Below are 25,959 nucleotides of genomic sequence, written 5' to 3'. Positions count from 1 at the left end.
CTACCTCAACGCCGCCGCGATGTTGCCGCCATCGACCGTCGTCACATCGGCGGTGGTCCGCTCGGCCAGCGCCTGATGCAGGAAGGCCTGGGCGACGTCTTCTGCCGTCACTTCCTGCCCGAGCAGGTTGCCCGACATGTACTCCTTCTCCGACACGCCGCGCGCGCCCGAGCGGCTGGCGATCATGGCGTCGGTCAACAGCCCCGAACGGATGCGGTCGGCGTTGACGGCATTGGAGCGGATGCCATGCGCGCCGTAGTCGAGGGCATATTGCCTGGACAAAAACAGCGTTGCCGCCTTGGGAATGCCATAGGCGCCGAACTTCGGCCCCGGATTGACCGCCTGCTTGGAGGTATTGAACAACAGCGCGCCGCCGGTGCCCTGTTCCAGCATGATGCGCACGGCATTCTGCGCCGCCGACTGGTGGGCGAAGAAATTGAGTTCGAAGCTTTTGCGCAAGGTGGCGTCGTCGAGCTCGCCGATCCGGCCCTCCCAGGCAGCACCGGCATTGGACACGAGAATGTCGAGGCCGCCGTAGACGTCGACCGCCTTGTCGAAGGCGGCGCGCATCTGCACCGGATCGGTGATGTCGGCGCCAATGCCGATCGAACCGTTGCCGGCCTTTTTTGCCGCCTCGGCAGCCCTTGACCCATCGAGATCGACGACGACGGCATGGGCACCGTTGTCGGCGAACAGCTTTGCCGTGGCAGCACCGATCGCGCCGGCGCCGCCGGTGACCAGCATCACTTGGCCGGTCAGCGGTTTCGGCTTGTTGGCGGCAAGCTTGGCCTGTTCGAGCGACCAGTATTCGAGCGGGAACAGGTCGGCTTTGGAGAGCGGGCGGAAATCGCCTACGGCTTCGGCGCCGCGTACCGCCTCGATCCACATTTCGCCGACGTCGGAGGCGATCTTCGCATCCTTCAGCGTGCGGCCGTGGCCGAACATGCCGAGGCCGGGCACCAGCGTCAGCCGCGGCATCGGGTCGAGCATGGTGCGCTTCACGTCGTCGAGCGCATCATTGGTTTCGAAATAGGCGCGATAGTCCTTGGCGAATTTCTCGACATGCTGGCGGATGACGGATTTGTAGTCGCCGACCTTGTCCGCGTCCGGCGCCGGCAGTGCCATCGGTCCGGTCTTGATGCGGATCGACAGGTCGGGTGTCGACACGCCGCGTCCGGCATAGTCGGCAATTTTTGCCGAATTGATGAAATCGACGATCGCATCCGAGGTACGGAAATCGCTGATCATCCGGTCGAAGCGGCCTTCGCCGCGTGCCACCGCCACCGCGCCGCGCAGCATCGGCGCAATCTCCGCGGGCTTGGCCAGCCTGGCCGGCAGTGCCACTTTTTCGGTGCGCGGCTTGCCGTTCCCAGCGATGAAATCCTCGGCGACGTTCACATAATGGATCATCCGGTCATAGGCCTGCCTGGCATCGTCGCCGAAGGTGAAGATGCCGTGCTTGTCTAGGATCAGACCTTCGACCGTCGGATCGGCGTCGAATACATCGGCGGCCGCCTTGGCCAGATCGAAGCCCGGCATGATGTAAGGCACGAATCCCATTTTCTCGCCGAACACCTTCCGGCTCAGCGCTTCACTGTCCTCCTGGTCGACGATGGCCAGGATCGCCGTCGAATGGGTGTGGTCGACGAATTTGTGCGGCAGGAAGGCGTGCAGCAGCGTCTCGACCGAAGGGTTGGGCGAGGACGGATCGATGAGGTTCGCCCGCTGCAGCGCGACCATGTCCTCGTCGGAGAGCTTCTTGAGCGACCGCGCCGTCAACAGCGCGCCGAGCTTGACCGCCGGCAGGCCCTGCGGCTCGATGACGCCCATGTCCCAGCCGCTGCCCTTGACGCAGAGCACGTCCCATTCGTCGCCGACAAGGTCGGTGGCCTTGATCTTGCACGATGTGTTGCCGCCGCCATGCAGGACGAGCCGCGGCTCGCCGCCCAGCAGCCTGGTCGTATAGACGCGCAGCGCCAGGTCGCGGGCCACACCCTTCTTTGCATAGTCGGCGACCAGCTTCTCCGCCTCGCCGTCATTCCACAGGTTCTTCATGTCAGCTTCGTCCGATTTCTCTTTTGTTGTGAACAGGAATACCGCGACGCCTTAATGACAATGCGTCGGCGGCTCTAGGTATCAGGCGACCTCTTTTGCTGCTGCTCCGGCATGGTCGAGCAGCCGTCGCGCCATGCGCGCGCCGACGACCAGATGGGTGCAGAGCCCGCCGGCGATCGCCGCGACGAGCGGTTCGAACTTGCTGTCCTCCTGCACCACCACAAGGCGCTTTTCGATGCTGCGCAGCGATGACAGCTCTGCCGAAATCAGCCGGCGGTTGTAGCTGCAGTCGAGCGCCTGGCCTCGGGCGTCGATGATCTGCCCGGCAATGACGCCGGCCGCACCCGCCTTGCGCAATGCAGCCATTTCGCTCTCGGTCAGCGCGCCGCATTTGACCAGATGGCTGTCGGTGTCCACCGAGCCGACCGAATACAGCGCCAGGTCGCATTCGCCGATGCCCGACAATTGCTCGCGGATCACCGGCTCGGCGCGCAGGCCGCGTGCCAGTTCTTCCGTCGTCAGCACCAGCGGCGCGTAGAAATTCAGCCCCTTGGCGTTGAGCCGGCGCGCGATTTCCATCGTGCATTGGTCCGGCCGGTACGAATAGGGGGCGCCCAGATTGCCGCAGAGCTGCACCACAGTGACGTCCTGCAGATCGGCATAGGACATGATGTCGGCGATGGTGTAGATGGTCCGCCCCCAGGCGACGCCGATGCGGTCGCCCTTTCTGACCAGTTCGAGAAAGACGCTCGCCGCCAGCACCGCGATGTCAGTGGACGGGTCGGCGACATAGCCGTTTTCCGGCGCTATCCAGACGGCGTCGAGTTGCAGTGCGTCTTCGAGCTTGCGCGCCAGCACGTCGTCGGTGAAAAGCTGGGTCGAGGTCGAGATGTTGACGATGCCGGTCTCGCGCGCCTTGCGCAGATACATCGCCACCGAGGCACGGGAAATCTTGAGCTGGCTGGCCACCTGGTCCTGGCGCAGGCCGTGTGCATAGTAAAGCCAGGCGGCCTTGTGGATAAGCTGTTCTGCCGGTCGGATCGCCATGCCATCTCCTCGCTGACATTATTCACGGCTCTCGACAAAAGTCAAACCTTAGGCTGCGCACCTGATCCGACACTTGGCATCCCGGATGTCAGTAATTGCGCATTTATTGTTATCTCGGTACAATAAACCGATCAGGAGGTCCGACAATGAACGTATCACTGGGAGAGCGTTGGGAAACCTTTGTTTCCAACATCGTCAAGCGCGGCCGCTACGGTTCTGCCAGCGAAGTCGTGCGCGAGGGCCTGCGCCTTGTCGAAGAGCGCGAGGAAAAGCTGAAGGCGCTCCGTGCCATGGTGGACAAGTCGTTTGCTGAAGGCGGCGAAGCCACCGAGCAGGATATTGACGCCGCCTTGGAAGCCAAGGCCAAGCAACTCGCAAGGGAAGGCTTTTAGGAGTGCCACGGCTGCGCATGCTGCCGTCGGCACAAGCAGATTTGGTCAATATCCTTGAATACCTCACTCGTGAAAGCGGCAGCCTGTTGATTGGCGGGCGTTTTGTGGATGCTCTGCGCCAGAAATGCCGTGATCTGGCGAGCTTGCCGGCGACGATTGGTCGTGCTCGTCCCGAACTCCGGCCGGACGTCCGAAGTTTCGCTTTCAGGGGATACGTGATTTTCTTCCGCTATAATGGCGACTTTTTCGAAGTGGCGAATATCGTGGAAGGGCATCGGGACATCGACGCTTTGTGGCCGGAGGGTGAGGGCGGGGAGGGGCGTCCCAAGTAATGGGCGAAGGGTCTGATGGCGGTGCACGAATCCAGTACGCGCTCAGGATCTGGTGGTAAGAAGGCTCGACCAGACATTGCGGAGGACGGGATGGGCAATCCCTACGAACAGGATCTCGACAGGAATCCGGCCAACCACCAGCCGCTGACGCCGCTCACCTATTTTGAGCGGGCGGCAAAAACCTTTCCCGACCAGACCGCCATCATCCATGGCCGCCAACGCACGACCTATCGCGATTTCTGGAAGCGCTCGCTGAGGCTTGCCTCGGCGCTGGCGAAGCGCGGTATCGGCAAGGGCGACACCGTCACCGTCATGCTGTCCAACACACCGCCGATGCTGGAAGCGCATTTCGGCGTGCCGATGACCAGGGCGGTGCTGCATTCGCTCAACACCCGCCTCGACGCCGCCGTCATTGCCTTCCAGCTCGATCACGCCGAAAGCAAGGTGCTGATCGTCGACCGCGAATTCGCCGGCGTGGTTCGGCAAGCGCTGACGCTGGCCAAGGTCAGGCCGCTGCTGATCGATTACGACGATCCCGACTATGCCGCCGATGCGCCCTATGCCAAGGGCGAGCGGATCGGCACGCTGGACTACGAGGCGTTTGTCGCCGACGGCGACGAGGATTTCGCCTGGTCGATGCCGGACGATGAATGGGATGCCATTTCGCTCAACTACACCTCCGGCACGACAGGCAATCCGAAGGGCGTCGTCTGTCACCACCGCGGCGCGGCACTGATGGCCTATGCCAACACCATCCATGCCGGGATGGGCAAGCACCCGGTCTATCTGTGGACGCTGCCGATGTTCCACTGCAACGGCTGGTGCTTTCCCTGGACGCTTGCCGTGCAGGCCGGCACGCATGTCTGCCTGCGCTGGGTGCGGCCGAAGCCGATCTACGACGCCATCGCCGATCACGGCGTCACCCATCTGTGCGGTGCACCCATCGTCATGTCGGTGCTGATCAACGCCTTGGACGAGGACAAGCGGCAATTCCCGCAGACCGTCACCTTCAACACCGCCGCGGCGCCGCCGCCTGAGGCGGTGCTGTCGGGCATGGCCGATGCGGGCTTTGCCGTCACCCATCTCTACGGCCTGACCGAAACCTATGGCCCGGCCGTCGTCAACGAATGGCATGGCGAGTGGGACCTGCTGGAGAAAGGGGCGAGGGCGGCGAAGAAGGCCAGGCAAGGCGTACGCTATGCCGCGCTCGAAGGCCTGACGGTGATGGACCCGCAGACGATGCAAGAGACGCCGGCCGACGGCGAGACGATCGGCGAGGTGATGTTCCGCGGCAACATCGTCATGAAGGGCTATCTCAGGAACCGCAAGGCGAGCGATGAGGCCTTTGCCGGCGGCTGGTTCCATTCGGGCGACCTCGGCGTCATGCACCCGGACGGCTACATCCAGCTCAAGGACCGTTCCAAGGACATCATCATCTCCGGCGGCGAAAACATCTCCTCGATCGAGGTCGAGGAGGCGCTGTACAAGCATCCCGCCGTCGCTTCTTGCGGCGTTGTCGCCCGATCCGACGACAAATGGGGCGAGGTGCCGGTCGCTTATGTCGAGCTGAAGCCGGGCAAGGCGGCGACCGAGGCGGAGGTAATCGAGCACTGCCGCGCGCTGCTCGCCCGCTTCAAGGTGCCGAAAGCGGTGATCTTCGCGGAAATCCCGAAGACTTCGACGGGCAAGATCCAGAAGTTCCGGCTGCGGGAGATGGCAAAGCAGCCTTAGGGCCTGATCCGAAAACGGAACCGATTTCGGAAAGCATCTTTTCAAGATCCTTCGCAAAAAAACACGGGGCGGCGTTGCAGGCGCGCCCGGCGGAAACCACATGCGTTTCGTGGGCCAACTCCGTCCGGGGATGTCACCATCTGTCACTAGTAGCCAAAATCGTGCCTTGACAGGTGATGGTTTTCAATTTACGAGTGACGAAATTCTAAATTCGTCAGTCGTAAATTTGGCCAACGAGATGCTTGAAACCCTGGACACCACCGCCGATTCCGCCCGCCAGGAAAATGTCACGCGCATCCTGGATTGCGCGGAGCGATTGTTCCGCCACTACGGCTACGGCAAGACCAACGTCGCCGACATTGCGCGCGAACTCGGCATGTCGACTGCCAACATCTACCGCTTCTTCGCCTCCAAGGTGGAAATCCATCAGGCGGTTTGCGGCCGTATGCTCGAGACCTGCTACCGGTTGAGCTACGAAGCCTGCCATGGTTCCGGCACCGCCAGCGAAAAGCTCCGCCGCTACGTGCATACGCACTATCAGTGGACGCTGGATACCATGATCGACCAGGAGAAGGTGCACGAGATGGTCATCGTCGCCATCGAGCGCGACTGGCATGTCATCGAAAAGCACATCGACCGCATCCACGACCTGGTCGCTGACGTGATCCGCGAGGGCATCGCCACCGGCGAGTTCGTCGATCAGGATCCGGTAGTCGCTTCCCGGTGTTTCGGTGCTGCCATTATCAGCCTCTCTCATCCACAGATGATGGCCCAGTGCCTCGCCAAGAAGAACCGGGCGACGCCGGACGAGCTTACCGAGTTTGCCATCAGAGCCTTGAAGAAATGACCATTGCCGCCCGTCGGGCGGTGATGTCGGCAATTCATCTCCACAATTCGGGAGTACGAAAAGTGTCTTTGTCCAAGTCCATCACCTACAGGCGACCGGCCGCCGGCCTGGCACTGATTGTCGTTGCCGCTCTCGGCCTCGCCGGCTGCTCGCAGGAGAAAGCCGAGGTCACCGAGATCATCCGCCCGGTCAAGGTGGTCGAGATCGCCAAGGCGAGCGATACCCGTCAGCTTTCCTATTCCGGATCGGTGCGTGCCCGCACCGAGATGAATCTCGGCTTTCGCATCAACGGCAAGATCACCGAGCGCCTTGTCGACATCGGTGACCGCGTCAAGCCGGGTGACGTTCTCGCCCGCGTCGATCCCACCGACTACGAGCTCTCGGTGAGAAGCTCTCAGGCCAGCCTCGATGCTGCCGACCGTCAGGTCGAGACAGTCGAGCTTACGCGCAAGCGGGCCGAACAGCTCTACGCCAAGAATTTCGCGCCGAAGTCGCAGCTCGAGCAGGCGACGCTCGCCTATAATCAGGCGGTCGCCACGCGAGACTCCGCCCGCTCGCAGCTTGCCCAGGCACAGAACCAGGTCCGCTATACCGATCTCAAGGCGGACAAGAACGGCATCGTCACCGCCGTTGCCGCCGATGTCGGCCAGGTTGTCGGCTCCGGCACGCCGGTAGTGACCGTTGCCATCGACGGCGAGAAGGAAGTCCTGATCGCTGTTCCGGAAACCGATATTGCCGAATTCAAGCCGGGCAAGACCGTCAAGGCTGGCTTCTGGTCCGATGAGGCGCTGACGCTCGACGGCAAGGTCCGCGAAGTCGCCGGCAGCGCCGATCCGCAGTCGCGCACCTTTGCCGTTCGCGTCAGCCTGCCCAACGATCCTCGCGTGCTGCTAGGCATGACCGCCTCCATCGAAGCCGCGGTGGACAACCGGCAGCAGCTGGTGTCGATCCCGCTGGCCGCGTTGGCGCAGAAGGACAGCCAATCGATCGTCTGGACAGTCGACCGCAACGGCGGGACCGTCCATGCGCATCCGGTCAAGGTCGCCGCCTTCACCCCCGACGGCGTCAGCGTCGCCGATGGGCTGAAGCCGGGCGACGTCGTCGTCGCCGCCGGCACGCAGTTCATGACCGAGAATCTGAAAGTCAAGCTGACCGGTGATGCAGCGCAACAGTCGGCGTCGGCCGATGACGCTGCAAGGCGCTTGCGCTGACGGCCAGGCAATTCACGGTTTCCGGGCGGCAGGCGCTCCCGATTTTCGAGATCTCAGGTCGATGTAACCCCCACGTCGATCCTCGCGTCCCACCGCGATGCAGATCTCTCAACTCGGAAAGCCACGCCGCCCGGAAGCCCACATCGGAAGTTCCTTGGGCATGCGAAAGCGCGTGCTCTGTTGATCAAATTGAAACGGACTGACGCCGATGACCATCGACACCAATGAAAAGCGGTCTTTCAATCTTTCGCGCTGGGCAATCGGCCATCCGAGCATTGCCCGCTTCCTGTTCGGGCTGATCATCGTCGCCGGTGCACTCGGCCTGATGCGCATGGGCCAGAAGGAAGACCCCGATTTCACCTTCCGCGTCATGGTCGTCCAGGCGATCTGGCCAGGCTCCTCGATCAAGGAGATGGAGGACCAGGTGGTCAACAAGATCGAGCGCAAGCTGCAGGAAACGCCGCACCTCGATTTCGTCCGCTCCTACACCCGCGCCGGCAGCGCCATCATCACCTTGCAGGTCAAGGGCGACACCAATCCGGCGCAGGTCGCCGATGCTTTCTATCAGGTGCGCAAGAAGGTCGGCGATATCGCCAATGAGCTGCCGCAAGGGCTGCTCGGGCCCTACTTCAATGACGAATTCGGCGACACGTTCATCACCCTGCATTCGATCAGCGGCGACGGCTACAGCTATCCCGAGCTGAAGAAATTCGCCATCCAGGCGCGTGACATGCTGCTGACGACGCCCGGTGTCGAGAAGGCCGTGATCATCGGCGACCAGCCGGAAAAGCTCTACATCGACGTTTCTTCCAAGGTGCTTGCCGAACGCGGCCTGACGTTGACCGACCTGCAGAATGCGATCCAAGGCCAGAACAATGTCGACCCGGCAGGTTCGGTCGACACCGGCCAGCGTTCGGTGCGCATTTCGGTCGAGGGCGATGTCACCAGGGCGGCCGACATCCGCGAGCTTCGCCTGCGCGCCGGCAACCAGGTGACGCGCCTCGGCGACATCGCCACCGTGACCTCCGGCCTTGAGGATCCGTACCAGCGCAAATACCGTTTCAACGGTCACGACAGCGTCCAGCTCGGCGTCGTAATGGCCAAGGGCTTCAACGTCACCGACGTCGGCAAGGACGTCGAAGCGACCTATAAGCGCTTCGAAGAGGCGCTGCCCTATGGCGTTTCGGTCGATCAGATTTCCGACCAGCCGCATGTCGTGAAGGAGGCTGTGAGCGAGTTCATGGAAGCGCTCGGCGAAGCGCTGCTGATCGTGCTTTTCGTATCGTTCCTGTCGATCGGCTGGCGCTCGGGCCTGGTGATCGCGATCGTCATTCCGCTGGTCCTGGCCGCCACGTTCGCCATCATGTACGAGCTCGGCATCGACCTGCAGCGCATTTCGCTCGGCGCGCTGATCATCGCCCTTGGCCTCCTGGTCGACGACGCGATGATCGTCGTCGAAATGATGGAGCGAAAGCTCGAGGAAGGCTTGGTCAAGGTCGAGGCGGCGAGCTTCGCCTATTCCTCGACCGCCTTCCCGATGCTGACCGGCACGCTGATCACCACGGCCGGCTTCATCCCCGTCGGTTTCGCGGCCTCGACCGCCGGCGAATATGTGCGCACCCTGTTTTACGTCGTCGGCATCGCGCTGGTCGTGTCCTGGTTCGCGGCGGTCTATTTCACGCCGTGGCTCGGCCACATGATCCTGAAGCAGCGCAAGCACGCCGGCAACCATCACGATGTCTTCGACACGCGCTTCTACCGCCGTCTTCGCTCGACCGTTGCATGGGCGGTGCGCCACCGCATCATCGTCCTGGTGATGACGCTGATGACGTTTGCCACCAGCCTGTGGGCGTTCCAGTTCATCCCGCAGAATTTCTTCCCGCAATCGTCGCGCCCGGAAATCCTTGTCGACCTCTGGCTGCCGGAAGGCACCAGCATCAAGGAAGTCGAGACCCAGGCCAAGGCGCTCGAAGCCAGGATGATGGACGACAAGGACAAGCGCTTCATCGCCACCTATGTCGGCGAAGGCGCGCCGCGCTTCTTCCTGCCGCTCGACCAGCAGCTTCGCAACCCGAATTTCGCCCAGCTTCTGGTGATGGCCAATGACGAACCGGCCCGCGAGCGGCTGATTGTCAAGCTGCGCACCATCCTGGCCAATGATTTCCCATCGATCCGCGCCAAGGTCGACCGCCTGTTCCTTGGTCCGCCGACCGGCTGGCCGGTGCAGATGCGCGTCATGGGTCCGGATCGCCAGGAGGTGCGCCGCATCGCCGACGAGGTGAAGGCGAAGTTCCAGGCAAATCCGCTGCTCGGCGCCATCCACGACGACTGGCTGGAGCCGGTGCCGACGATGAAGCTGGTGATCGACCAGGATCGCGCCCGTGCGCTCGGCGTCACCTCGCAGCGCATCCGCCAGACGCTGCAGGCGGCCATGTCGGGAGCGCCGCTCGATGACTTCCGCGACGGCGAGGAGACGGTTTCGATCGTCGCCCGTGAGCCGGAGGCAAGCCGTCACCTGCTGTCGGCGGTCGACTCCGTCTACATCCCGACCGATTTCGGCGGCTCCGTGCCGCTGTCGCAGGTCGCCAAGGTGGTCCCGGTGCTGGAGCAAGGCGTCGAATGGCGGCGCGACCGCTTGCCGACCATCAGCGTACGCGCCACGCTTCCGGACGGCGTGCAGCCGAACGATGTCGCCATGAAGATGTACAGCGACATGCAGGGCCTGCGCGCCAGCCTCGCCCCCGGCTACAAGATCGAGATCCAGGGCGGCGCCGAGGATGCGGCCGAAAGCCAGGCCTCGATTGCGGCGAAAGCGCCGATCATGCTGGCCGTCATCGTCGTGCTGCTGATGATCCAGCTGCAGCATTTCGGCAAGGCCATGCTGGTGCTGGCGACCGGTCCGCTCGGCATCATCGGCGCGGCGGCGGCACTTTTGATCAGCGGCGCGCCGTTCGGCTTCGTCGCCATCCTCGGTGTCATCGCCCTGCTCGGCATCATCATGCGCAACTCGATCATCCTGGTCGATCAGATCGACCAGGACATCGCCGCCGGCGTGGAGCGTTCCGAGGCCATCATCGGCTCGGCGGTGCGCCGGTTCCGGCCGATCGTGCTGACGGCGCTGACGGCGGTGCTGGCGCTGATCCCGATCTCGCGTGGCGTCTTCTGGGGGCCGCTCGCCTACGCCATGATGGGCGGCATTCTCGTCGCCACGGTGCTGACCATCCTTGTCCTGCCGGCAGCCTATGCGCTGTTCTTCGGCAGGGAGCCCAAGAAGGTGGTGGAGCAGCCGGCCGAGACGGAAGAAAAGAACGAAAGGCCGCAACTGGCCCTGGCGGCCGAATAGCGGTCGAGCGAACGTCTTCCATAGATAACCCCGCCGAGGCGGGGTTATCAGGGTCGGGTCAGGCCGCAATCAGTTCGTACGGCCGAGCATCGTTATTCATTTTCTGTATTTTGATCGGTTGCTCGTCCGCGGTAGGAACGCTCCGACGCGACAACTCATCGATTCCCGCGTCAACAGGCAGCCCCAGCTTTTCGATTGCCAAACGACGCACCAGGGCCTCAGCCGAGCTGTCAATGTCGATTTCGTTGCGCTCCCATCGGCCAATCGACTGCTTGTCACGGTGGACCATGGCGGCCAATTCAGCTTGGGTCAGACCCATTTCGGAGCGCAGGAAACGAAGCTCGTCCCCGCTCATGCCCTTGGCATGGCTTACGATCCCAAGCGCGATTACTTGATGCAGTTCATTCACAGCAGGAATCGTGATGATGTCGTCGCCATCGTCATCCACCTCAACGGCGATGCCTTCGATGTAAACGTTGAGCAGACCGCTTTCTGTGTAGTGGTGTGCGTTATTCATCAGCTTCAACTCCAATTATCGAGCCCGCTTTTCGCTCGAACTCATCGATCCACATGACCGAAATAACTTTGACGAGACATCCGTTCTTGGAAGGGATGATAACGACCCCGATGGATCGACTCCCGCTGTTCGGTGTCTTGCACTCCACGCGATAACGGAAATGACCCGGCCGGGTTGCGGGCACAGGTGGTTGGTACACATTTCCAAACTTGAGCGCATGCAGCACATCAGACATGATCAAGCCGCGTTCGGAAAGCCGATCCTGCGCATGCAGCTTGTACGAGATGTTTAGTTTCAGATTTCTCGCGATAGATCTTATTTCAATCGTCGCACGGCCGGCATCCCAAGGTTGCGTGATCGTCACAAATCCCCCTTCTATGGCATTCCTTCCGGTGCTTCATCTATCATGGTGATACCTACATAAGTGCTGAACGTCAATAAACAAGCGGCATGCCATTGACGCCCGTTGGGTGGTGACAAATTCGCTACCGAACACAGGACGACACCGCTATTAAGACTAGCGCGTGGTTGGAGGACAGTCATGACCATAGCTCAGACAAAGGCACCGCTACGGCTGCCGATCGACGGGCGCCATCGCCGGATGTTCATCGGCGGCGGCTGGGTCGATGCCCGCTCCGGTCGGACCACGGAGAGCCGCAATCCCGCCACCGGCGCGGTCATCGCCACGGTGCCGCGCGCCGACCGCCAGGACATCGACTTGGCGGTGACTGCTGCGCGCAAGGCGTTCGAGGGCCCGTGGAGCCGGTTCAAGCCTTACGAGCGGCAGGTGCTGCTGCTGAGGATCGCCGACCTCTTCGAAAAGCACTGGGAAGAGATCAGCCGCTCCGACACCACCGACATGGGCATGCCGATCATACGCACCCGCGCCAATCGCAACCGGGTCATCGGCATGCTGCGCTACTATGCCGGCATGGCGACGGCGCTGCACGGCGAGACGATCGACAACTCGCTGCCCGGCGAAATCGTCTCTTTCACCCACAAGGAGCCGGTCGGCGTCGTCGGCGCCATCATTCCCTGGAACGCGCCAACGGCGGCGTCGATCTGGAAGATCGGCCCGGCGCTGGCGACCGGCTGCACCATCGTGCTGAAACCATCGGAAGAGGCGCCGCTGACGCCGCTTTTGATCGCCGACATCATGAACGAGGCCGGCGTTCCGGAAGGCGTCGTCAACATCGTCACCGGCACCGGCACCGAGGCAGGTGCCGCACTCGCCGAGCATATGGGCGTCGACAAGATCGTCTTCACCGGCTCGACGGCGACCGGCCAGTCGATCGTGCGGGCCTCGGCCGGCAACCTCAAGCGCGTCTCGCTGGAGCTCGGCGGCAAGTCGCCGGTCATCGTCTGCGCCGATGCCGATCTCGACAAGGCGGTGCCGGTGGCGGCGATGTCGGTGTTCGCCAATTCCGGCCAGATCTGCATCGCCGGTTCGCGCCTTTTCGTCGAACGGCCCGTCCATGACGAGTTCGTCGAGCGGCTCGCGGCATACGCCAAGGGTCTCAGGGTCGGCGACGGCATCGACCCGGCGACCGAGATCGGTCCGCTCGTCTCCGAAAAGCAGCTGCAACGGGTCACCGGTTACCTCGAGGCCGGCACCGCGGAAGGGGCGAAACTCGTCACCGGAGGCACCCGGCTTGTGGAAGGCGCGCTTGCCGCCGGCAATTTCGTCGCGCCGACCGTCTTTGCCGGCGTCTCGGACGACATGAAGATCGCCCGTGAGGAGATCTTCGGGCCGGTGATTTCAGCCTTGCCGTTCGATACGCTGGACGAGGCGGTCGAGCGGGCCAACAACACGCCTTACGGCCTGGCTGCAGGGGTCTTCACCCAAAATCTCGCCACCGCCCACCAGCTGTCGCGCAAGATCCGCGCCGGCTCGGTCTGGGTCAATACCTATCACGCCATCGATCCGGCCGTGCCCTTCGGCGGCTACAAGATGAGCGGCTACGGCCGCGAGGGCGGCGCCGAGCACCTCGCCGAGTATCTCAACACCAAGGGCGTGTTCATCAAGATCGATTGATCGGTCCGCCGCCCGCACAAAAAATGCTCCCCGACGACGGTTTTGCAAAACAGAATTCCTTCCCATGGCCGCAAAGCCATCCCATGCTCGAGCAATTGGAGCGTTACGCTCGTCGTCATCGGTGCGTTTTTCCATGGCAGAAAATCGACAATTGCGGCTTGGCGCTTTCATGCGGCCCGTCAGCCTTCATACCGGCGCCTGGCGCTACCCGGGCGCCTATCCCGACGCCAACTTCAATTTCGCGCATCTCAAGCACTTCGCGCAAAGGCTGGAAGCGGCGAAGTTCGACGCCTTCTTCATGGCCGACCACCTGGCCGTGCTCAACATGCCGATCGAGGCGCTGCGGCGCAGCCACACGGTCACGTCCTTCGAGCCGTTCACGCTGTTGTCGGCGCTTGCCGCCGTCACCGATCGTATCGGGCTGATCGCAACCGCCTCGACGACGTTCGACGCGCCGTACCACATCGCCCGTCGTTTCGCCTCTCTCGACCATATCAGCGGCGGGCGCGCCGGCTGGAATATCGTCACCACATCCAATCCCGACGCCGCGCTGAATTTCGGCCTCGATGAGCATGTCGAGCACGACGAGCGTTATCGCCGGGCGCGGGAGTTTTACGATGTCGTCACCGGCCTGTGGGACAGTTTTGCCGACGATGCCTTCATCCGCGACGCCGAAAGCGGGCTCTATTTCGATCCGGCGAAGCTGCATGTGCTCGACCACAAGGGCGAATATCTTTCGGTGCGGGGACCGCTCAATATCGCGCGGCCGGTGCAGGGCTGGCCGGTCATCGTGCAGGCCGGCGCGTCGGAGGCCGGACGGCAGCTCGCGGCGGAAACGGCCGAGGTGATCTTCGCCGCCCATGCCGATCTCGCCTCGGGGCAGCGCTTCTTTGCCGACGTCAAGGGACGTGCGCAAAAACTTGGCCGGTCGCGCGACGACATCAAGATCCTGCCCGGCGCCTTCGTCATTGTCGGCGAGACTGCCGAGGAGGCGCAGACGAAGCGGGCCAAGCTCGACAGCCTCGTCTACTACGAGAGCGGCGTCGCCTCGCTGTCGATCGCGCTCGGCCACGACGCGTCGCGGTTCGATCCGGATTCAGTCTTGCCCGAAATCCCGGAAAGCAACGCCAGCAAGAGCGGCCGCGAGCGCGTCATCGAACTGGCGCGCAAGGAAAACCTGACCGTCAGGCAGCTTGCGCAGCGGCTGGGCGGCTATTCCGGTCTTGCCTTCGTCGGCACTTCGAAAACCATCGCCGACGAGATGGAGGAATGGCTGGTCACCGAAGGCTCGGACGGGTTCAACGTCATGTTCCCCTATCTTCCCGCCGGATTGGATGATTTCGTCGAGAAAATCGTGCCCGAATTGCAGCGGCGCGGCATTTTCAGGAGCGAATACGAAGGATCGACCCTGCGCGAAAATCTTGGCCTGAAGCGGCCGCCAAACCGGTTCTTCCAACCTGAGACGGCAGCGATCCGCAAAGCTGGCTAGAACCGGTAATGATTTTAGACCGCGGCAAGCATCCGTTCTTTTCGTTCGGCCCGAATGTCCATAGGGTCAGCAGCGGGCTGGCAGCCCGAAATCATCGCGAGGGCTTTGCATCATGACCAATCCGGCCGTTGTCGGTTTCTCAGGCAATTTCACCCGGCCGTCCAAGACGCGCGGCTTCGTCGATCGTATCGTGAACGAGGTAGCCGGCAGATATGGCCTGGCCGCCAGCACGCATGACGTCGTCGACCTCGGCCCCAGCCTCGGTGGCGCCAAATGGGCGCGTGAACTGGATGCGCAAGCGGGCGATATCCTCAAGCGCGTCGTCACGGCGGACGTGCTCGTCGTTGGCTCGCCCACCTACAAGGGCAGCTATACCGGCCTGTTCAAACACTTCTTCGATCTTGTCGACCCGACGGCGCTCAGGGGCAAGCCGGTGGTGCTGCTGGCGACCGGCGGCGGCGACCGGCATGCGCTGATCATCGAGCACCAGCTGAGGCCGCTGTTCGGCTTCTTCGAGGCCTTTACGCTGCCGACCGCGATCTACGCTTCGGACAGGGATTTCATCGACGGCGTGCTTGCGTCCGAGACGATCCAGGCGCGCGTCGGACAGGTGCTCGAGGATATCGGTGCAGCGCTTGGCGGTCGCTCCCGCGCCGGCACCGCTGCCGAATAGCCCCTAAAAAGAAAAACCCGCCTCGGCGGCGGGTCTCGGGGCGAATCAGCACCATACCGAAATTAGTAGCATAGCTGCCGGCACAAAGCAAGAACAAAATGCAGGGACCGAGCGCGCCTTGCGCGCCCGATCCCTCAAGGCAAGCCGTCAGATGACGAACAGCCAGTTGGCGAGCAGCATCACCACGACGCCGGCGACGAGCGTCAGATAGGGCAGCATCCCCGCCTTTTTCACCGCAAGGTCGGACGAGCTCATGCCGAGATCGGCCAGCATGTGGTCGGGGAATTTGCCCTTGTCCTGGATGTAATGCCGGAAGCAGAACACCGGGATGATCAAGGCTGCCGTGATCAGCCCGGCCCACAATGCCATCGGGTTCCAGACCTTGGCTCCGGCGCCCATGAAGACCGCGTTGACGTAGGCAAAGATCGCGCCGAGGCCGAGCACCCAGCTCGGCGCCTTCCATGGCCGCGCGATGTGGCCATTGTCGATGCGGTGGATCCAGCCGGCATTGAGGTTAAGGAAGTTGAAGATGATGTAGCCGCAATTCGACACGGCGAGGATGAAGAAGAAGCTCGTTGCGTCGGCCGAGGCGATGGCCAGCACGATCAGGTTGAAGATCAGGTCGGTCCACATCGCCCGCGTCGGTGCGCCGTGCTCGTTGACATGGCTGAGATAGCGCGGCAGCCAGCCGTCGACCGAACCTTGATAGAGCGTGCGCGAGGAGCCGGCCATCGCCGTCATGATGCAGAGCACCAGCGCCAGGATCATCAGCATCACCAGCAGGCTGTGGATCAGCTGTCCGCCGCCGACCATACCGGCCAGCGCATCGGCAACGCCGGAGCCGTCGACGATCGGCGTCGCCAGCATGCCGTTCAAGCCGAGCACGCCCTGGAAGGTGAACGGCACCAGGATGAACAGCAGCATGCACAACAGGCCGGAATAGAAGATCGCCTTGAAGGTATCGGTGCCCGGGTTTTTGAACTCGGAGGTGTAGCAGACCGCGGTCTCGAAGCCGTAGGTCGACCACGCCGCGATGAACATGCCGCCGAGCACCAGCGTCCAGCCGGCGATGTTCCACGCGCCGGGCTCCGGCGCATAGGCTGCCGCGAGCGGCACCAGCGGCGAGAAGTTTGCCCAGTTGATCTGGCCGGTGACGATCGGCACCACGCCGACGATCAGCATCGGGATGATGACCAGCAGGCCGATATATTTCTGCACGTTGGCCGTGCCCAGGATGCCGCGATGCTGGATCGAGAAGATGATCAGCATCAGCACCGCGCCGATGAAGAAGGTGGCGTTGAAGGTGAAGGAAACCGGGCCAAGCGTGTGACCGTAGAGCGTCCAGTTACGGATCGCCGGCGTCGCCGCCGCGGTGACCGCGGTGATGGCGTCGGCGGCGCTGGTTCCGGCATGGGCCGCAATATAGGCGGCGACTTCCGGCGAAGTGTCGGTGAACAGCGGCACCGGCGCCAGTGCGTTGAGGATATAGGCGGCGGCGATCGAGCAGCCGAGTGACAGCACCGGCGACCAGGCGAACCAGTTGCACCACACCGAAAGCGGCGCGATGAATTTCGAATAGCGCAGCCACGCGGTGGCGCCGTAGACCGAGGCGCCGCCGGATTTGTTCGGGAACAGCCCGGCGATCTCCGCATAGGTGAAGGACTGCAGGAAGCCCATGACCATGGATACGGCCCAGATCAGGAAGGCCAGTGTTCCGGTGGTGCCGGCGATGCCGCCGATCGAAAACAGGACAAGGGCCGGAACGCCGCTTGCCACCCAGAAGGCGCCGCGCCAGTCGATGTTCCGGTGCAGCTGCCCTTCGGCAGGCGGCACCAAGGTGGTGACTATCGTGCTCATTTACGTGGATTCCCCATTTTTGATGTTCCCCATCGGCAACAGCCGCAATCTCGCGAGGCGTCATCGACGCTCACGTTGAACGGCCCCAGGCGTTTTCCGCTCAGTAGTATTTTTTTCTTAGCAGTGAAGATTGACCCAAGGCGCTTTGACGTCAAGTGGTTTGTGACGCTGTGCACATTGCGTTTGTGAAACAGTCGAGCTTCGCTGGCGCTGCCAACGGGTGCGGTCTTTCCTTCTCCCCTTCTTGTGGGAGAAGGTGGCCGAGCGAAGCTCGGTCGGATGAGGGGTGTTCCAGATTGGCAAACCCGCACTTCGTCCCAGCACCCTCAACCGTCTTGGCGCTGCGTGCCAATCCACCTTCTCCCACAAGGGAGAAGGGAAGAACCAGGCAGCGTCGGTCAGGAGCGCGGCCTGGTCTTTTGCGGGTCGTAATGGGCGAAGGCGACGACGCGCGCCGGCAGCCGCTTGCTGTGACCATCGAGCTTGCCTATCTCGACCTCGGTGCCGATCGCCGAATGCGTGACGTCGAGCCTGGCCAACGCGATGGTCTTGTTCAGCACCGGCGAACGCATGCCGGAGGTGACGACGCCGATCTGCGCCCGGCCGATATGCACGCAATCGCCGTGGCCGACGGCGACATTGGCGTCGACGTCGAGGCCGACCAGCTTCTTCTGCGGGTTTTCCTTGCGCCGGATCAGTGCCTCGCGGCCGATGAAATCGTCGCTCTTGGTCTTCAGCGGTACGGTGAAGCCGATGCCGGCCTCGAACGGATCCGTCTGGTCGGAAAACTCGTGAGCAGCAAAGATCAGCCCGGCCTCGATGCGCACCATATCGAGCGCCTGCAGCCCCATCGGCTTCAGGCCGTGCGTCTGGCCGGCCTGCCAGATCGCGTCGAACACCTTTTCGGCGTCGCGCGGATGGCACCAGATCTCGTAGCCGAGCTCGCCGGTGTAACCGGTGCGCGAGACAACGACCGGAATGCCGTTGCCGCCGCCGATGCGGGCGACGGCGAAACGGAACCATTCGAGTTCGTCGATCGACGGCTGCAGCGGCGAGGTCCAGATGATCTGCCGCAGGACGTCGCGGCTTTTCGGTCCCTGCACGGCAACATTGTGCATCTGGTCGGTCGAGGAGCGCACCAGCACGGTGAGGCCGAGTTTTTGCGCCGTTTCCCGCAGCCATTGGCCGGATAGATCGTCGCCGCCGACCCAGCGGAAATTATCCTTGCCGAGCCTGAGCAGCGTGCCGTCGTCGATCATGCCGCCATGCTCGTAGCACATGGCGGAATAGACGACCTGGCCGACGCCGAGCTTCTTGATGTCGCGGGTCAGCGTGTATTGCAGCAGCGCCTCGGAGTCCGGCCCGGTGACCTCGAACTTGCGCAGCGGCGACAGGTCCATGATCACGGCGTCCTGCCGGCAGGCCCAGTATTCATCGATCGGGCCTTGCCTGGCGAAGGAATTGGCGAGCCAATAGCCCTTGTACTCGACGAAGTTGCGGGTGTGCTTGGCAAAGCTCGAATGAAAGGCGGTCTCGCGGGTCATTTTCGGTTCCGAATCGGGCGTCATGCGTCTGGCGATCGCTCGCGAGAATTTGTGCTGGCCGGGATAGGTTCGCACATGGATGTCGGTCAGGTTCCAGCCATTGGCCGGCGTCGTATCGTCGGGGCAGGCGGACGAGACGCAGACGATGTCCGTGAGCGCCTTGAGTAGCACATAGTCGCCCGGCCGCGACCACGGCTCGTCCGATACCACGACGCCATGCGCGTCGATGGCCGTGTTGAAGAAGAAGTTGATCGCCATCCAGCCGGCGCGAGGCGTGACACCCTTGTCGGCCAGCGCGCGGTTGAAATTCTCCGAGCAGTTGGGATGGCCGGGATAACCGATGTCGTCGTAATATTTGGCCGCGCAGGCGAGCGCGAATGCATCGTGGCGGCCGCAAGTGTCCTGCACAACCTCGACCAGCGGCTCCATGTCCTGGTCGTAGTATTTTGAGTGCAGACCGGGCATCGGATAGCTCGAACCCATCAGCGTGCGCGTCGTCGTCACGTCGAGCGGATGATCGCGGCCCTTGTCCAGCTTGCGCGCCGAAAAGCACTGGAAGTCGGTGCATTGGCGCCCGTCGACATCGATGATCTGCAGATAGTCGCCCGCCTTGACGAAGTAGGCCTCCGCCGTCGCCGAATGGACGCGTAGGTCGAGCACGGGATCGGCCAGCGGGTCGGCAAGCCTGGATTTCGCTGCCGGGCGGATGGTGGCGCGGCGGATGATGACGCTAAGTGGCGTCGCCGTATCGTGGCCGTCGACCAGCATCGGCCCGCCGGGCGCGGCAATCAGCATCGACCCATCGCGGGCGACGGTAAAAGCCTGTTCGGTACCGGCAGGGGTGGCGCCGCCGAAAACGCGAACCGCCTTCGCCTGGTCGAGCTGCACCTGGCGCCGCTCGAGCCCCCGGCGCAAGGATGCGAGGCTGTCGTCGCCTTCGGCCAGCAGCGCCTTGATGCCGGCGGCATTGCTGTTCGATTTCTCGCCGAGAATGCCGGGATCGGTCGCGTCGCTGCTGTCCCATGCCAGCAGCTCGCAGGCCTGCCCGCCCTCGACATCGCGCACGGTGACAATGTCGCCGGCCTCGACCTCGATCAGCACCGCGCCATTGCCCTGAACCGAGTAGCGCTCCATCGCGGCCGGCAGCGTAATCTGGCCTGGCCGCAGGATCAGGCTCGGCCGGGGCGGTCCGGCGACGACGGCGGGGTAGGGCGACTGGCTCATCTCAACCTTGGTTTCGAGAAACAAGTTTGCCTGTGTGTGAAATTATTTTAGCGGGAAGAATAGGATAGAAGAGCCGGAGTTGGCAAGTGAAGGCGAGGCGCGCGCCTCTTCCTTCTCCCCTTGTGGGAGAAGGTGGATCGGCGCGCAGCGCCGAGACGGTTGAGGGGTGTTGGACGGAGTGCCGTCATAGCCAAGCTGGAGCACCCCTCATCCGACCGAGCTTCGCTCGGCCACCTTCTCCCACAAGGGGAGAAGGGAAGGTGGCGCACAATCCTACCCCAATTCCTCGGAATGCCCGATCTCGACGCCATACTCGGCGGCAGCGTCCAGTATCGTATGCCACAGGCTTTCCGCGAAGGTGGCGAACACCAGAAGATTGAACACCGCCTGTCCGTCCGGCCGGTCATTGCCGCGCCAGAGATTGATGCTGGTGTGATCGACCGAGGTCGCCGCAGCGGTGCCGGCCGGGAACACCGCGGGGTGCAGGTCTAGCGACGACAGGTTGGCCAGCATCGCGCGCGCCTTTTCTCCGGAAACGCTGATCAGCGCGCGGGCATGCGACTGGTCGGACAACGAGGCGGATTGCGCAAACGCCTGGCTCAGCGGTTCGCTTGCGTGCTTGCCGCCATTGGACAGGACCAGGAACTGATCCGGTCCCGACCAGATCAGCGTAGCGTCGGGAGTTCGGGTCGCCTTGGGCGTTTCCGGGGCGGCAACGCCGAAGCGGGTTTCGGCGGCCTTCGCCAGTTCTGCCGCTTTGCCGCGCCGCGCCATCACCTGGATCAGGTCAAAATTGCGGATCTCGGTGAGCGATACGCCGGCCGCCGTGCCGCGCGCGCCATACGCGCCGACAACAAGCGCTTTCTCCAGCGGACTGCGGGCAATCCAGGAAAACTCAGCCACGCTGGCGCCCTCCATCCGGATCGTAGAAGACCGGGCTGCACAGCTCGACGTCGTAGTCTTCGCCGCGGAGCGGGTCATGCGCATGGACGATCTCGCCAATGCGCTCGCGGCCACGCTCAACAAGCGCCAGCCCGATCCACTGGTCGAGCATGGGCGAGAAGCAGACCGAAGTGACATAGCCCTGGTCGTTGCCGGGACCGGGCGTCTCGCCTTTCGGAATGATATGCGCGGCGGAGCGCAGGCGGCGCGTCTTGTCGACCGGCTTGATGCCGACTACGACCTGCCGGTCTGGGGCAATCAGCGCCTCGCGCCCGGCCATGACGCGGCCGATGAAATCTTTTTTGGTCGACATCATCTTGCCGAGGCCGAGGTCGGCGGCGGTCGTCGTGCCGTTCAGCTCCGGGCCGGCGACATGGCCCTTTTCGATGCGCATGACGCCGAGCGCCTCGGTACCGTAGGGCGTAACGCCGAACGGCTTGCCGGCCAGCATCAAATTGCGCACCAGCGCCTCGCCATAGCGGGCGGGAACCGAAATTTCGAACGCCATTTCGCCCGAAAACGAGATGCGGAACAGCCGCGCCTTGTTGCCACCGCGAAGCGCGACTTCCCGCGCCCCCATGAAGGGAAAGCCCTCGTTCGACAAATCCTCCGCCGGATCGACGATTTCCCGAAGCAGGTCCCGGGTCTTCGGCCCGGCGATCGAGAACTGCGCCCATTGATCGGAGACGGATGTCAGCTGCACGTCGAATTCGGGGAACAGCACCTGCCGGCAGAATTCGAGATGCTGCATCACCAGCCCGGCCTTGGCGGTGGTGGTGGTCAGGAAATAGTGGTCCTCGGCCAGCCGCGACGTCGTGCCGTCGTCATAGACGATGCCGTCCTCGCGCAGCATCAGCCCGTAGCGGGCTTTGCCGACGGCGAGACTGGAGAAGGTGTTGATGTAGACGCGGTCGAGAAAGGCGCCGGCATCCGGGCCGTGCACGTCGATCTTGCCGAGCGTCGAGACATCGCAGAAGCCGACGCCGGAGCGCACCGCCTTGACCTCGCGGGTGACCGATTCCAGCCAGTCCTTTTCGCCGGCGCGCGGATACCATTGCGCGCGCTTCCACAGGCCGGTGTCGACGAACACCGCGCCCTGTTCGGCTGCCCAGTGATGCGACGGCGTCAGCCTCGTCGCATGGAAGTCTTCGTCGCGATGATGGCCGGCGAAGGCGCCGATGGCGACCGGCACATAGGGCGGGCGGTAGATCGTCGTGCCGGTTTCGGGGATCGATTTGCCGCTGATTGCCGCCATGATGGCGAGACCGGCGACGTTCGAGGTCTTGCCCTGGTCGGTGGCCATGCCGAGCGTCGTATAGCGCTTGAGATGCTCGACCGATTCGAAACCTTCGCGCTGCGCCAGCTCGATGTCGGACGCGGTCACGTCATGCTGGTAATCGACGAAGGCTTTCCCTTTGCCGGCCACATACCAAAGCGGCGTCAGCGAAAACGCCTCGCTGTCGGCGACCGGCGATGTGCCGGCATTGCCGCCGCGTCCAGCACTCTGCGCTGCCGCAGCACCCGCGGCAAAGCCCTGGCGCAGGCAGTCGCCCAGCCCGAAGGCGCCGTTGGCGGCGCCGACGGCCATCATGCCGGGCGGCGCACCATCCGGCACGAAGGCTGCGATATCGTCCTGCCATTTCGGCCGGCCGCGATGATAGGAGGTCAGCCCGACCGCCGGATTCCAGCCGCCGGACACGGCAAGCCCGTCGGCTTCGACTTCCGCCCGTGCGCCGCCGGTCAGCGCCACCACGATTTTCCGGACCCCGTCCTTGCCGCCTTCGACCCCGCTGACCGAGCCGTTGAGCACGGCAAAGCCGCCCTTGGCGGCAAGCGCGCGATGCGCGGCGGAGACGTCCGGGCGCGCGTCGACGACCGCCGCGATCTGCAAACCGGCGCCAAGCACGGTCTCGACCGTGCGCCAGCCATCCTCATTGTTGGTGAACAGCGCGATCCTCCTGGCAGGGGTAACCGCGTAGCGCGCGACATAGGTCCGCATCGCCGAAGCCATCATCACGCCCGGCGTGTCGTTACCGGCAAAGACGATCGGCCGCTCGATGGCGCCGGCGGCGACGACGCAGCGCTTGGCCACGATCCGCCACAGCCGCTGGCGCACCTGGTGCTCGGGCGGCGAGGGCAGGTGGTCGTTGACCCGCTCGATGGCGCCATAGATGCCGCCATCATAGACGCCGAACAATGTCGTGCGGGTCATGATGCGGACATCGGGCAGTGCGGCGAGTTCGGCCAGCGTGCGCGTAATCCATTCGGCCGCCGGCGCGCCGTCGATCATGCCGCCGTCGGCGAGCAGACGGCCGCCAAGCGCAAAATCTTCCTCGCACAGGATGACGCGGGCGCCGCCGCGCCCGGCCGCCAGTGCCGCAGCCAGCCCGGCCGGGCCGGACCCGGCAATCAGCACGTCGCAATGCGCCCACGCCTTGTCGTAATGGTCGGGATCGGCGACGCCAGCAGCGCGGCCGAGCCCGGCGGCGCGGCGAATCGTTGGCTCGTAGATCGTTTCCCAGAATTTCGCCGGCCACATGAAGGTCTTGTAGTAGAAGCCGGCGACGAAGATCGGCGCGAACAGCTGATTGACTGCCATCAGATCGTGGCGCAGCGACGGCCAGCGGTTCTGGCTGGCGGCTTCGAGCCCGTCATAGAGTTCGGCTGTGGTCGCCTTGGTGTTCGGCTCGCGCCGCGCTCCGCTGCGCAGTTCGAGCAGCGCGTTGGGCTCCTCCGAACCAGCGGTCAGGATGCCGCGCGGCCGATGGTATTTGAACGAGCGGCCGACCAGCTTGACGCCATTGGCGATCAGCGCCGAGGCCAGCGTGTCGCCTTGGAAGCCGGCAAAGCTCTTGCCGTCGAAGCGGAAGGCCAGCGGCGCGGCGCGATCGATGAGACCGCCTGATACGAGACGATGGGGCTGGCTGGAGGTCACGTTTGCTGGCCCTTAAGCAGGAGCGCCGCGCTGCCCCTCATCGCCCTGCCGGGCACTTCTCCCCGTATAGGGACGGGGAGAAGGGGGCTGGCCGCAACCTCGGCGCCTTTCAGGGAACGTCGATGATTGGCGAAACAATCGATGGCGGCGCCCCTCTCCCCGTCTCTATACGGGGAGAGGAGGCCGGCAGGCAGGTGAGGGGCGGCGCTAACCTGGACAGAATTCATCTTGCAGCCTGCCTCGCACCAACGCCGGCCGCCGGCTCGACGGAGGAAATCTCATGCGTCAGCGTGTTGCGGGCGACCTTCAGCCAGGCCCGGCAGCCGCCGCCATGGTACCAGTATTCGCTCATCGGCCCGGCGACATTGTCGCGCAGATAGACGTAGTCGAAGACCTCGTCTTCGGTGGCGCCGGCCGCCGGACGCACCGGGTTGGCGTCGCCCAGATAGGTGAACTCCCCGAGTTCGCGTTCGCCGCAGAAGGGACAGACAATGCGCATGCTTCTTCAGCCAGTCTTCAATGCAGGTTCGGTTGGGCGCCCTGGCCCTTTTCGTCGATCATCGCACCTCGCCGGAAGCGGTCGAGGCGAAAGCGGGCAGCCTCCTTGTGCGGCTCGTCGCGCGCCAGCAGATGGGCAAAGACCAGGCCGGAGCCGGGCGTCGCCTTGAAGCCGCCATAGCACCAGCCGGCGTTGAGATAGAGCCCGTCGACCGGTGTTTTGTCGATGATCGGCGAGCCGTCCATCGACATGTCCATGATGCCGCCCCACTGACGCAGCAGCCGTATCCGGCCGATCATCGGCATCAGCGCCATTCCGCCCTCGCAGACGTCTTCCATGACAGGCAGATTGCCGCGCTGGGCGTAGGAATTGTAGCCGTCTATGTCGCCGCCGAAGACCAGGCCGCCCTTGTCGGACTGGCTGACGTAGAAATGCCCGGCGCCGAACGTCATGACGTTGGGGATCAGCGGCTTGATCGCCTCCGAGACGAAGGCCTGCAGCACATGGCTTTCGATCGGCAGCCGCATGCCGGCCATCGCCGCGACGCGCGACGAGGAGCCGGCGACCGCCATGCCGACCTTGGCCGCGCCGATCCTGCCGCGGCTCGTCTCGACGCCGGTCACCTTGCCACTGCCATCGCGGACAAAACCGGTCACCTCGCAGTTCTGGATGATGTCGACGCCGAGCGCGCTCGCCGCATGCGCATAGCCCCAGACCACGGCGTCGTGCCGCGCCGTGCCGCCGCGCCGCTGCAAAAGCCCGCCCTGCACCGGGAAACGTGCGTTGTCGAAGTTCAGGAACGGCATCATCTTCCTGACCGCCGTCAGATCGAGCAGTTCGGCATCGATGCCGTTGATGCGCATGGTGTTGCCGCGCCGCGCATAGGCATCGCGCTGCGCGTCGGAATGGTAGAGGTTGATGACACCGCGCTGGCTGACCATGGTGTTGTAGTTGAGGTCCTGCTCCATCCGCTCCCACAGCTTCATCGACAGCTCGTAGAAGCCGGTATTGCCGGGCAGCCCGTAATTGGAGCGGATGATGGTTGTGTTGCGGCCGGCATTGCCGGAGCCGATCCAGCCTTTTTCCAGCACGGCGACATTCCTGATGCCGTATTCGCTGGCGAGGAACCATGCCGTCGCCAGGCCATGGCCGCCGCCGCCGATGATCACCACGTCGTAGTGGCTCTTCGGGCTGGCGTCGCGCCAGGTGCGCTGCCAGTTCTTATGGCCGGAAAATGCCGCCCGGGCGAGGGAGAAGATCGAGTATTTCATGAACCTGTTTCGCGC

Annotated in this window: 19 protein-coding genes; 9 read left to right on the top strand and 10 right to left on the bottom strand. The window is 63.6% G+C overall.

What is annotated here, in order from left to right; all coding sequences use genetic code 11:
* Both NKH99_RS12315 and NKH99_RS12310 read right to left on the bottom strand, forming a co-directional pair.
* Window positions 1–2,055: a bifunctional aldolase/short-chain dehydrogenase gene (locus tag NKH99_RS12315; RefSeq protein WP_353014226.1), complete on the bottom strand. Its 2,055-nt coding sequence runs from the start codon at window positions 2,053–2,055 to the stop codon at window positions 1–3.
* An 81-nt stretch (window positions 2,056–2,136) separates the two neighbouring features.
* On the bottom strand, window positions 2,137–3,102 hold the full coding sequence (locus tag NKH99_RS12310; protein WP_352472287.1) for a sugar-binding transcriptional regulator: 966 nt from the start codon (window positions 3,100–3,102) through the stop codon (window positions 2,137–2,139).
* Window positions 3,103–3,248: 146 nt separating this feature from the next.
* Between NKH99_RS12310 and NKH99_RS12305 the strand changes: the two genes are divergently transcribed.
* The 6 genes from NKH99_RS12305 to NKH99_RS12280 all read left to right on the top strand — a co-directional run bounded on the left by NKH99_RS12305 (window position 3,249) and on the right by NKH99_RS12280 (window position 10,958).
* Window positions 3,249–3,494: a type II toxin-antitoxin system ParD family antitoxin gene (locus NKH99_RS12305; RefSeq protein WP_352453248.1), complete on the top strand. Its 246-nt coding sequence runs from the start codon at window positions 3,249–3,251 to the stop codon at window positions 3,492–3,494.
* 17 nt (window positions 3,495–3,511) lie between these two features.
* Window positions 3,512–3,826, top strand: a complete 315-nt coding sequence (locus NKH99_RS12300) for a type II toxin-antitoxin system RelE/ParE family toxin (protein ID WP_352970966.1) — start codon at window positions 3,512–3,514, stop codon at window positions 3,824–3,826.
* 90 nt (window positions 3,827–3,916) lie between these two features.
* The gene (locus tag NKH99_RS12295) at window positions 3,917–5,557 is read left to right on the top strand and encodes an acyl-CoA synthetase (protein ID WP_352970962.1); all 1,641 of its coding nucleotides are present in this window, start codon (window positions 3,917–3,919) and stop codon (window positions 5,555–5,557) included.
* A gap of 238 nt (window positions 5,558–5,795) precedes the next feature.
* Window positions 5,796–6,404 (top strand): TetR/AcrR family transcriptional regulator, encoded by a 609-nt coding sequence (locus NKH99_RS12290; protein ID WP_352612708.1) that lies wholly within the window; start codon window positions 5,796–5,798, stop codon window positions 6,402–6,404.
* Between the two features lie 62 nt (window positions 6,405–6,466).
* Window positions 6,467–7,615, top strand: a complete 1,149-nt coding sequence (locus tag NKH99_RS12285; protein WP_352978567.1) for an efflux RND transporter periplasmic adaptor subunit — start codon at window positions 6,467–6,469, stop codon at window positions 7,613–7,615.
* Between the two features lie 208 nt (window positions 7,616–7,823).
* The gene (locus NKH99_RS12280; protein WP_352472294.1) at window positions 7,824–10,958 is read left to right on the top strand and encodes an efflux RND transporter permease subunit; all 3,135 of its coding nucleotides are present in this window, start codon (window positions 7,824–7,826) and stop codon (window positions 10,956–10,958) included.
* Between the two features lie 58 nt (window positions 10,959–11,016).
* Here the strand turns inward: NKH99_RS12280 and NKH99_RS12275 are convergent, their stop codons facing one another.
* Together NKH99_RS12275 and NKH99_RS12270 are read right to left on the bottom strand one after the other, a co-directional pair.
* Window positions 11,017–11,475 carry a helix-turn-helix domain-containing protein gene (locus tag NKH99_RS12275; RefSeq protein WP_352455217.1) on the bottom strand — a complete coding sequence of 153 codons (459 nt, stop codon included), beginning with the start codon at window positions 11,473–11,475 and terminating at the stop codon, window positions 11,017–11,019.
* Entirely contained in the window at window positions 11,468–11,839 is a 372-nt protein-coding gene (locus NKH99_RS12270) for a DUF4258 domain-containing protein (protein ID WP_352472295.1), read from the bottom strand. Before NKH99_RS12270 ends, NKH99_RS12275 begins: the two co-directional genes overlap by 8 nt.
* Before the next feature lie 177 nt (window positions 11,840–12,016).
* Here NKH99_RS12270 and NKH99_RS12265 point away from each other — a divergent pair, with 177 nt between their 5' ends.
* The 3 genes from NKH99_RS12265 to msuE all read left to right on the top strand — a co-directional run bounded on the left by NKH99_RS12265 (window position 12,017) and on the right by msuE (window position 15,672).
* Window positions 12,017–13,510: an aldehyde dehydrogenase family protein gene (locus NKH99_RS12265; protein ID WP_353014223.1), complete on the top strand. Its 1,494-nt coding sequence runs from the start codon at window positions 12,017–12,019 to the stop codon at window positions 13,508–13,510.
* Window positions 13,511–13,643: 133 nt separating this feature from the next.
* Window positions 13,644–14,999, top strand: coding sequence for an LLM class flavin-dependent oxidoreductase (locus NKH99_RS12260; RefSeq protein ID WP_353014221.1), 1,356 nt, complete (start codon window positions 13,644–13,646; stop codon window positions 14,997–14,999).
* A gap of 112 nt (window positions 15,000–15,111) precedes the next feature.
* Window positions 15,112–15,672 carry an FMN reductase gene (gene msuE, locus NKH99_RS12255; protein WP_352472298.1) on the top strand — a complete coding sequence of 187 codons (561 nt, stop codon included), beginning with the start codon at window positions 15,112–15,114 and terminating at the stop codon, window positions 15,670–15,672.
* Between the two features lie 147 nt (window positions 15,673–15,819).
* Here msuE and NKH99_RS12250 read toward each other — a convergent pair whose 3' ends face one another.
* From NKH99_RS12250 to NKH99_RS12225, 6 genes are all read right to left on the bottom strand, one after another.
* Complete coding sequence (locus NKH99_RS12250) at window positions 15,820–17,529, bottom strand: trimethylamine N-oxide permease (protein ID WP_352472299.1); 1,710 nt, start codon at window positions 17,527–17,529, stop codon at window positions 15,820–15,822.
* Between the two features lie 398 nt (window positions 17,530–17,927).
* Complete coding sequence (locus tag NKH99_RS12245) at window positions 17,928–20,297, bottom strand: trimethylamine N-oxide demethylase (protein WP_353014219.1); 2,370 nt, start codon at window positions 20,295–20,297, stop codon at window positions 17,928–17,930.
* Window positions 20,298–20,570: 273 nt separating this feature from the next.
* Window positions 20,571–21,200 carry a sarcosine oxidase subunit gamma gene (locus NKH99_RS12240; RefSeq protein ID WP_353014217.1) on the bottom strand — a complete coding sequence of 210 codons (630 nt, stop codon included), beginning with the start codon at window positions 21,198–21,200 and terminating at the stop codon, window positions 20,571–20,573.
* Entirely contained in the window at window positions 21,193–24,174 is a 2,982-nt protein-coding gene (locus NKH99_RS12235; RefSeq protein ID WP_353014215.1) for a sarcosine oxidase subunit alpha, read from the bottom strand. The genes NKH99_RS12240 and NKH99_RS12235 overlap by 8 nt, the downstream gene beginning before the upstream one ends.
* 223 nt (window positions 24,175–24,397) lie before the next feature.
* Entirely contained in the window at window positions 24,398–24,673 is a 276-nt protein-coding gene (locus NKH99_RS12230; RefSeq protein WP_353014213.1) for a sarcosine oxidase subunit delta, read from the bottom strand.
* A gap of 17 nt (window positions 24,674–24,690) precedes the next feature.
* Window positions 24,691–25,944 (bottom strand): sarcosine oxidase subunit beta family protein, encoded by a 1,254-nt coding sequence (locus NKH99_RS12225; protein ID WP_352569362.1) that lies wholly within the window; start codon window positions 25,942–25,944, stop codon window positions 24,691–24,693.
* Window positions 25,945–25,959 lie beyond the last annotated feature (15 nt).

Source organism: Mesorhizobium sp. M0854 (assembly GCF_040319815.1).
In the GTDB taxonomy this organism is placed as follows: domain Bacteria; phylum Pseudomonadota; class Alphaproteobacteria; order Rhizobiales; family Rhizobiaceae; genus Mesorhizobium.
This window is presented reverse-complemented; position numbering and strand designations above follow the sequence as displayed.

Coding starts and splice junctions, on each gene's coding strand:
- NKH99_RS12315 (WP_353014226.1), bottom strand. CDS start 2,055: ATGAAGAACCTGTGGAATGACGGCGAGGCGGAGAAGCTGGTCGCCGAC.
- NKH99_RS12310 (WP_352472287.1), bottom strand. CDS start 3,102: ATGGCGATCCGACCGGCAGAACAGCTTATCCACAAGGCCGCCTGGCTT.
- NKH99_RS12305 (WP_352453248.1), top strand. CDS start 3,249: ATGAACGTATCACTGGGAGAGCGTTGGGAAACCTTTGTTTCCAACATC.
- NKH99_RS12300 (WP_352970966.1), top strand. CDS start 3,512: ATGCTGCCGTCGGCACAAGCAGATTTGGTCAATATCCTTGAATACCTC.
- NKH99_RS12295 (WP_352970962.1), top strand. CDS start 3,917: ATGGGCAATCCCTACGAACAGGATCTCGACAGGAATCCGGCCAACCAC.
- NKH99_RS12290 (WP_352612708.1), top strand. CDS start 5,796: ATGCTTGAAACCCTGGACACCACCGCCGATTCCGCCCGCCAGGAAAAT.
- NKH99_RS12280 (WP_352472294.1), top strand. CDS start 7,824: ATGACCATCGACACCAATGAAAAGCGGTCTTTCAATCTTTCGCGCTGG.
- NKH99_RS12275 (WP_352455217.1), bottom strand. CDS start 11,475: ATGAATAACGCACACCACTACACAGAAAGCGGTCTGCTCAACGTTTAC.
- NKH99_RS12265 (WP_353014223.1), top strand. CDS start 12,017: ATGACCATAGCTCAGACAAAGGCACCGCTACGGCTGCCGATCGACGGG.
- NKH99_RS12260 (WP_353014221.1), top strand. CDS start 13,644: ATGGCAGAAAATCGACAATTGCGGCTTGGCGCTTTCATGCGGCCCGTC.
- msuE (WP_352472298.1), top strand. CDS start 15,112: ATGACCAATCCGGCCGTTGTCGGTTTCTCAGGCAATTTCACCCGGCCG.
- NKH99_RS12250 (WP_352472299.1), bottom strand. CDS start 17,529: ATGAGCACGATAGTCACCACCTTGGTGCCGCCTGCCGAAGGGCAGCTG.
- NKH99_RS12245 (WP_353014219.1), bottom strand. CDS start 20,297: ATGAGCCAGTCGCCCTACCCCGCCGTCGTCGCCGGACCGCCCCGGCCG.
- NKH99_RS12230 (WP_353014213.1), bottom strand. CDS start 24,673: ATGCGCATTGTCTGTCCCTTCTGCGGCGAACGCGAACTCGGGGAGTTC.
- NKH99_RS12225 (WP_352569362.1), bottom strand. CDS start 25,944: ATGAAATACTCGATCTTCTCCCTCGCCCGGGCGGCATTTTCCGGCCAT.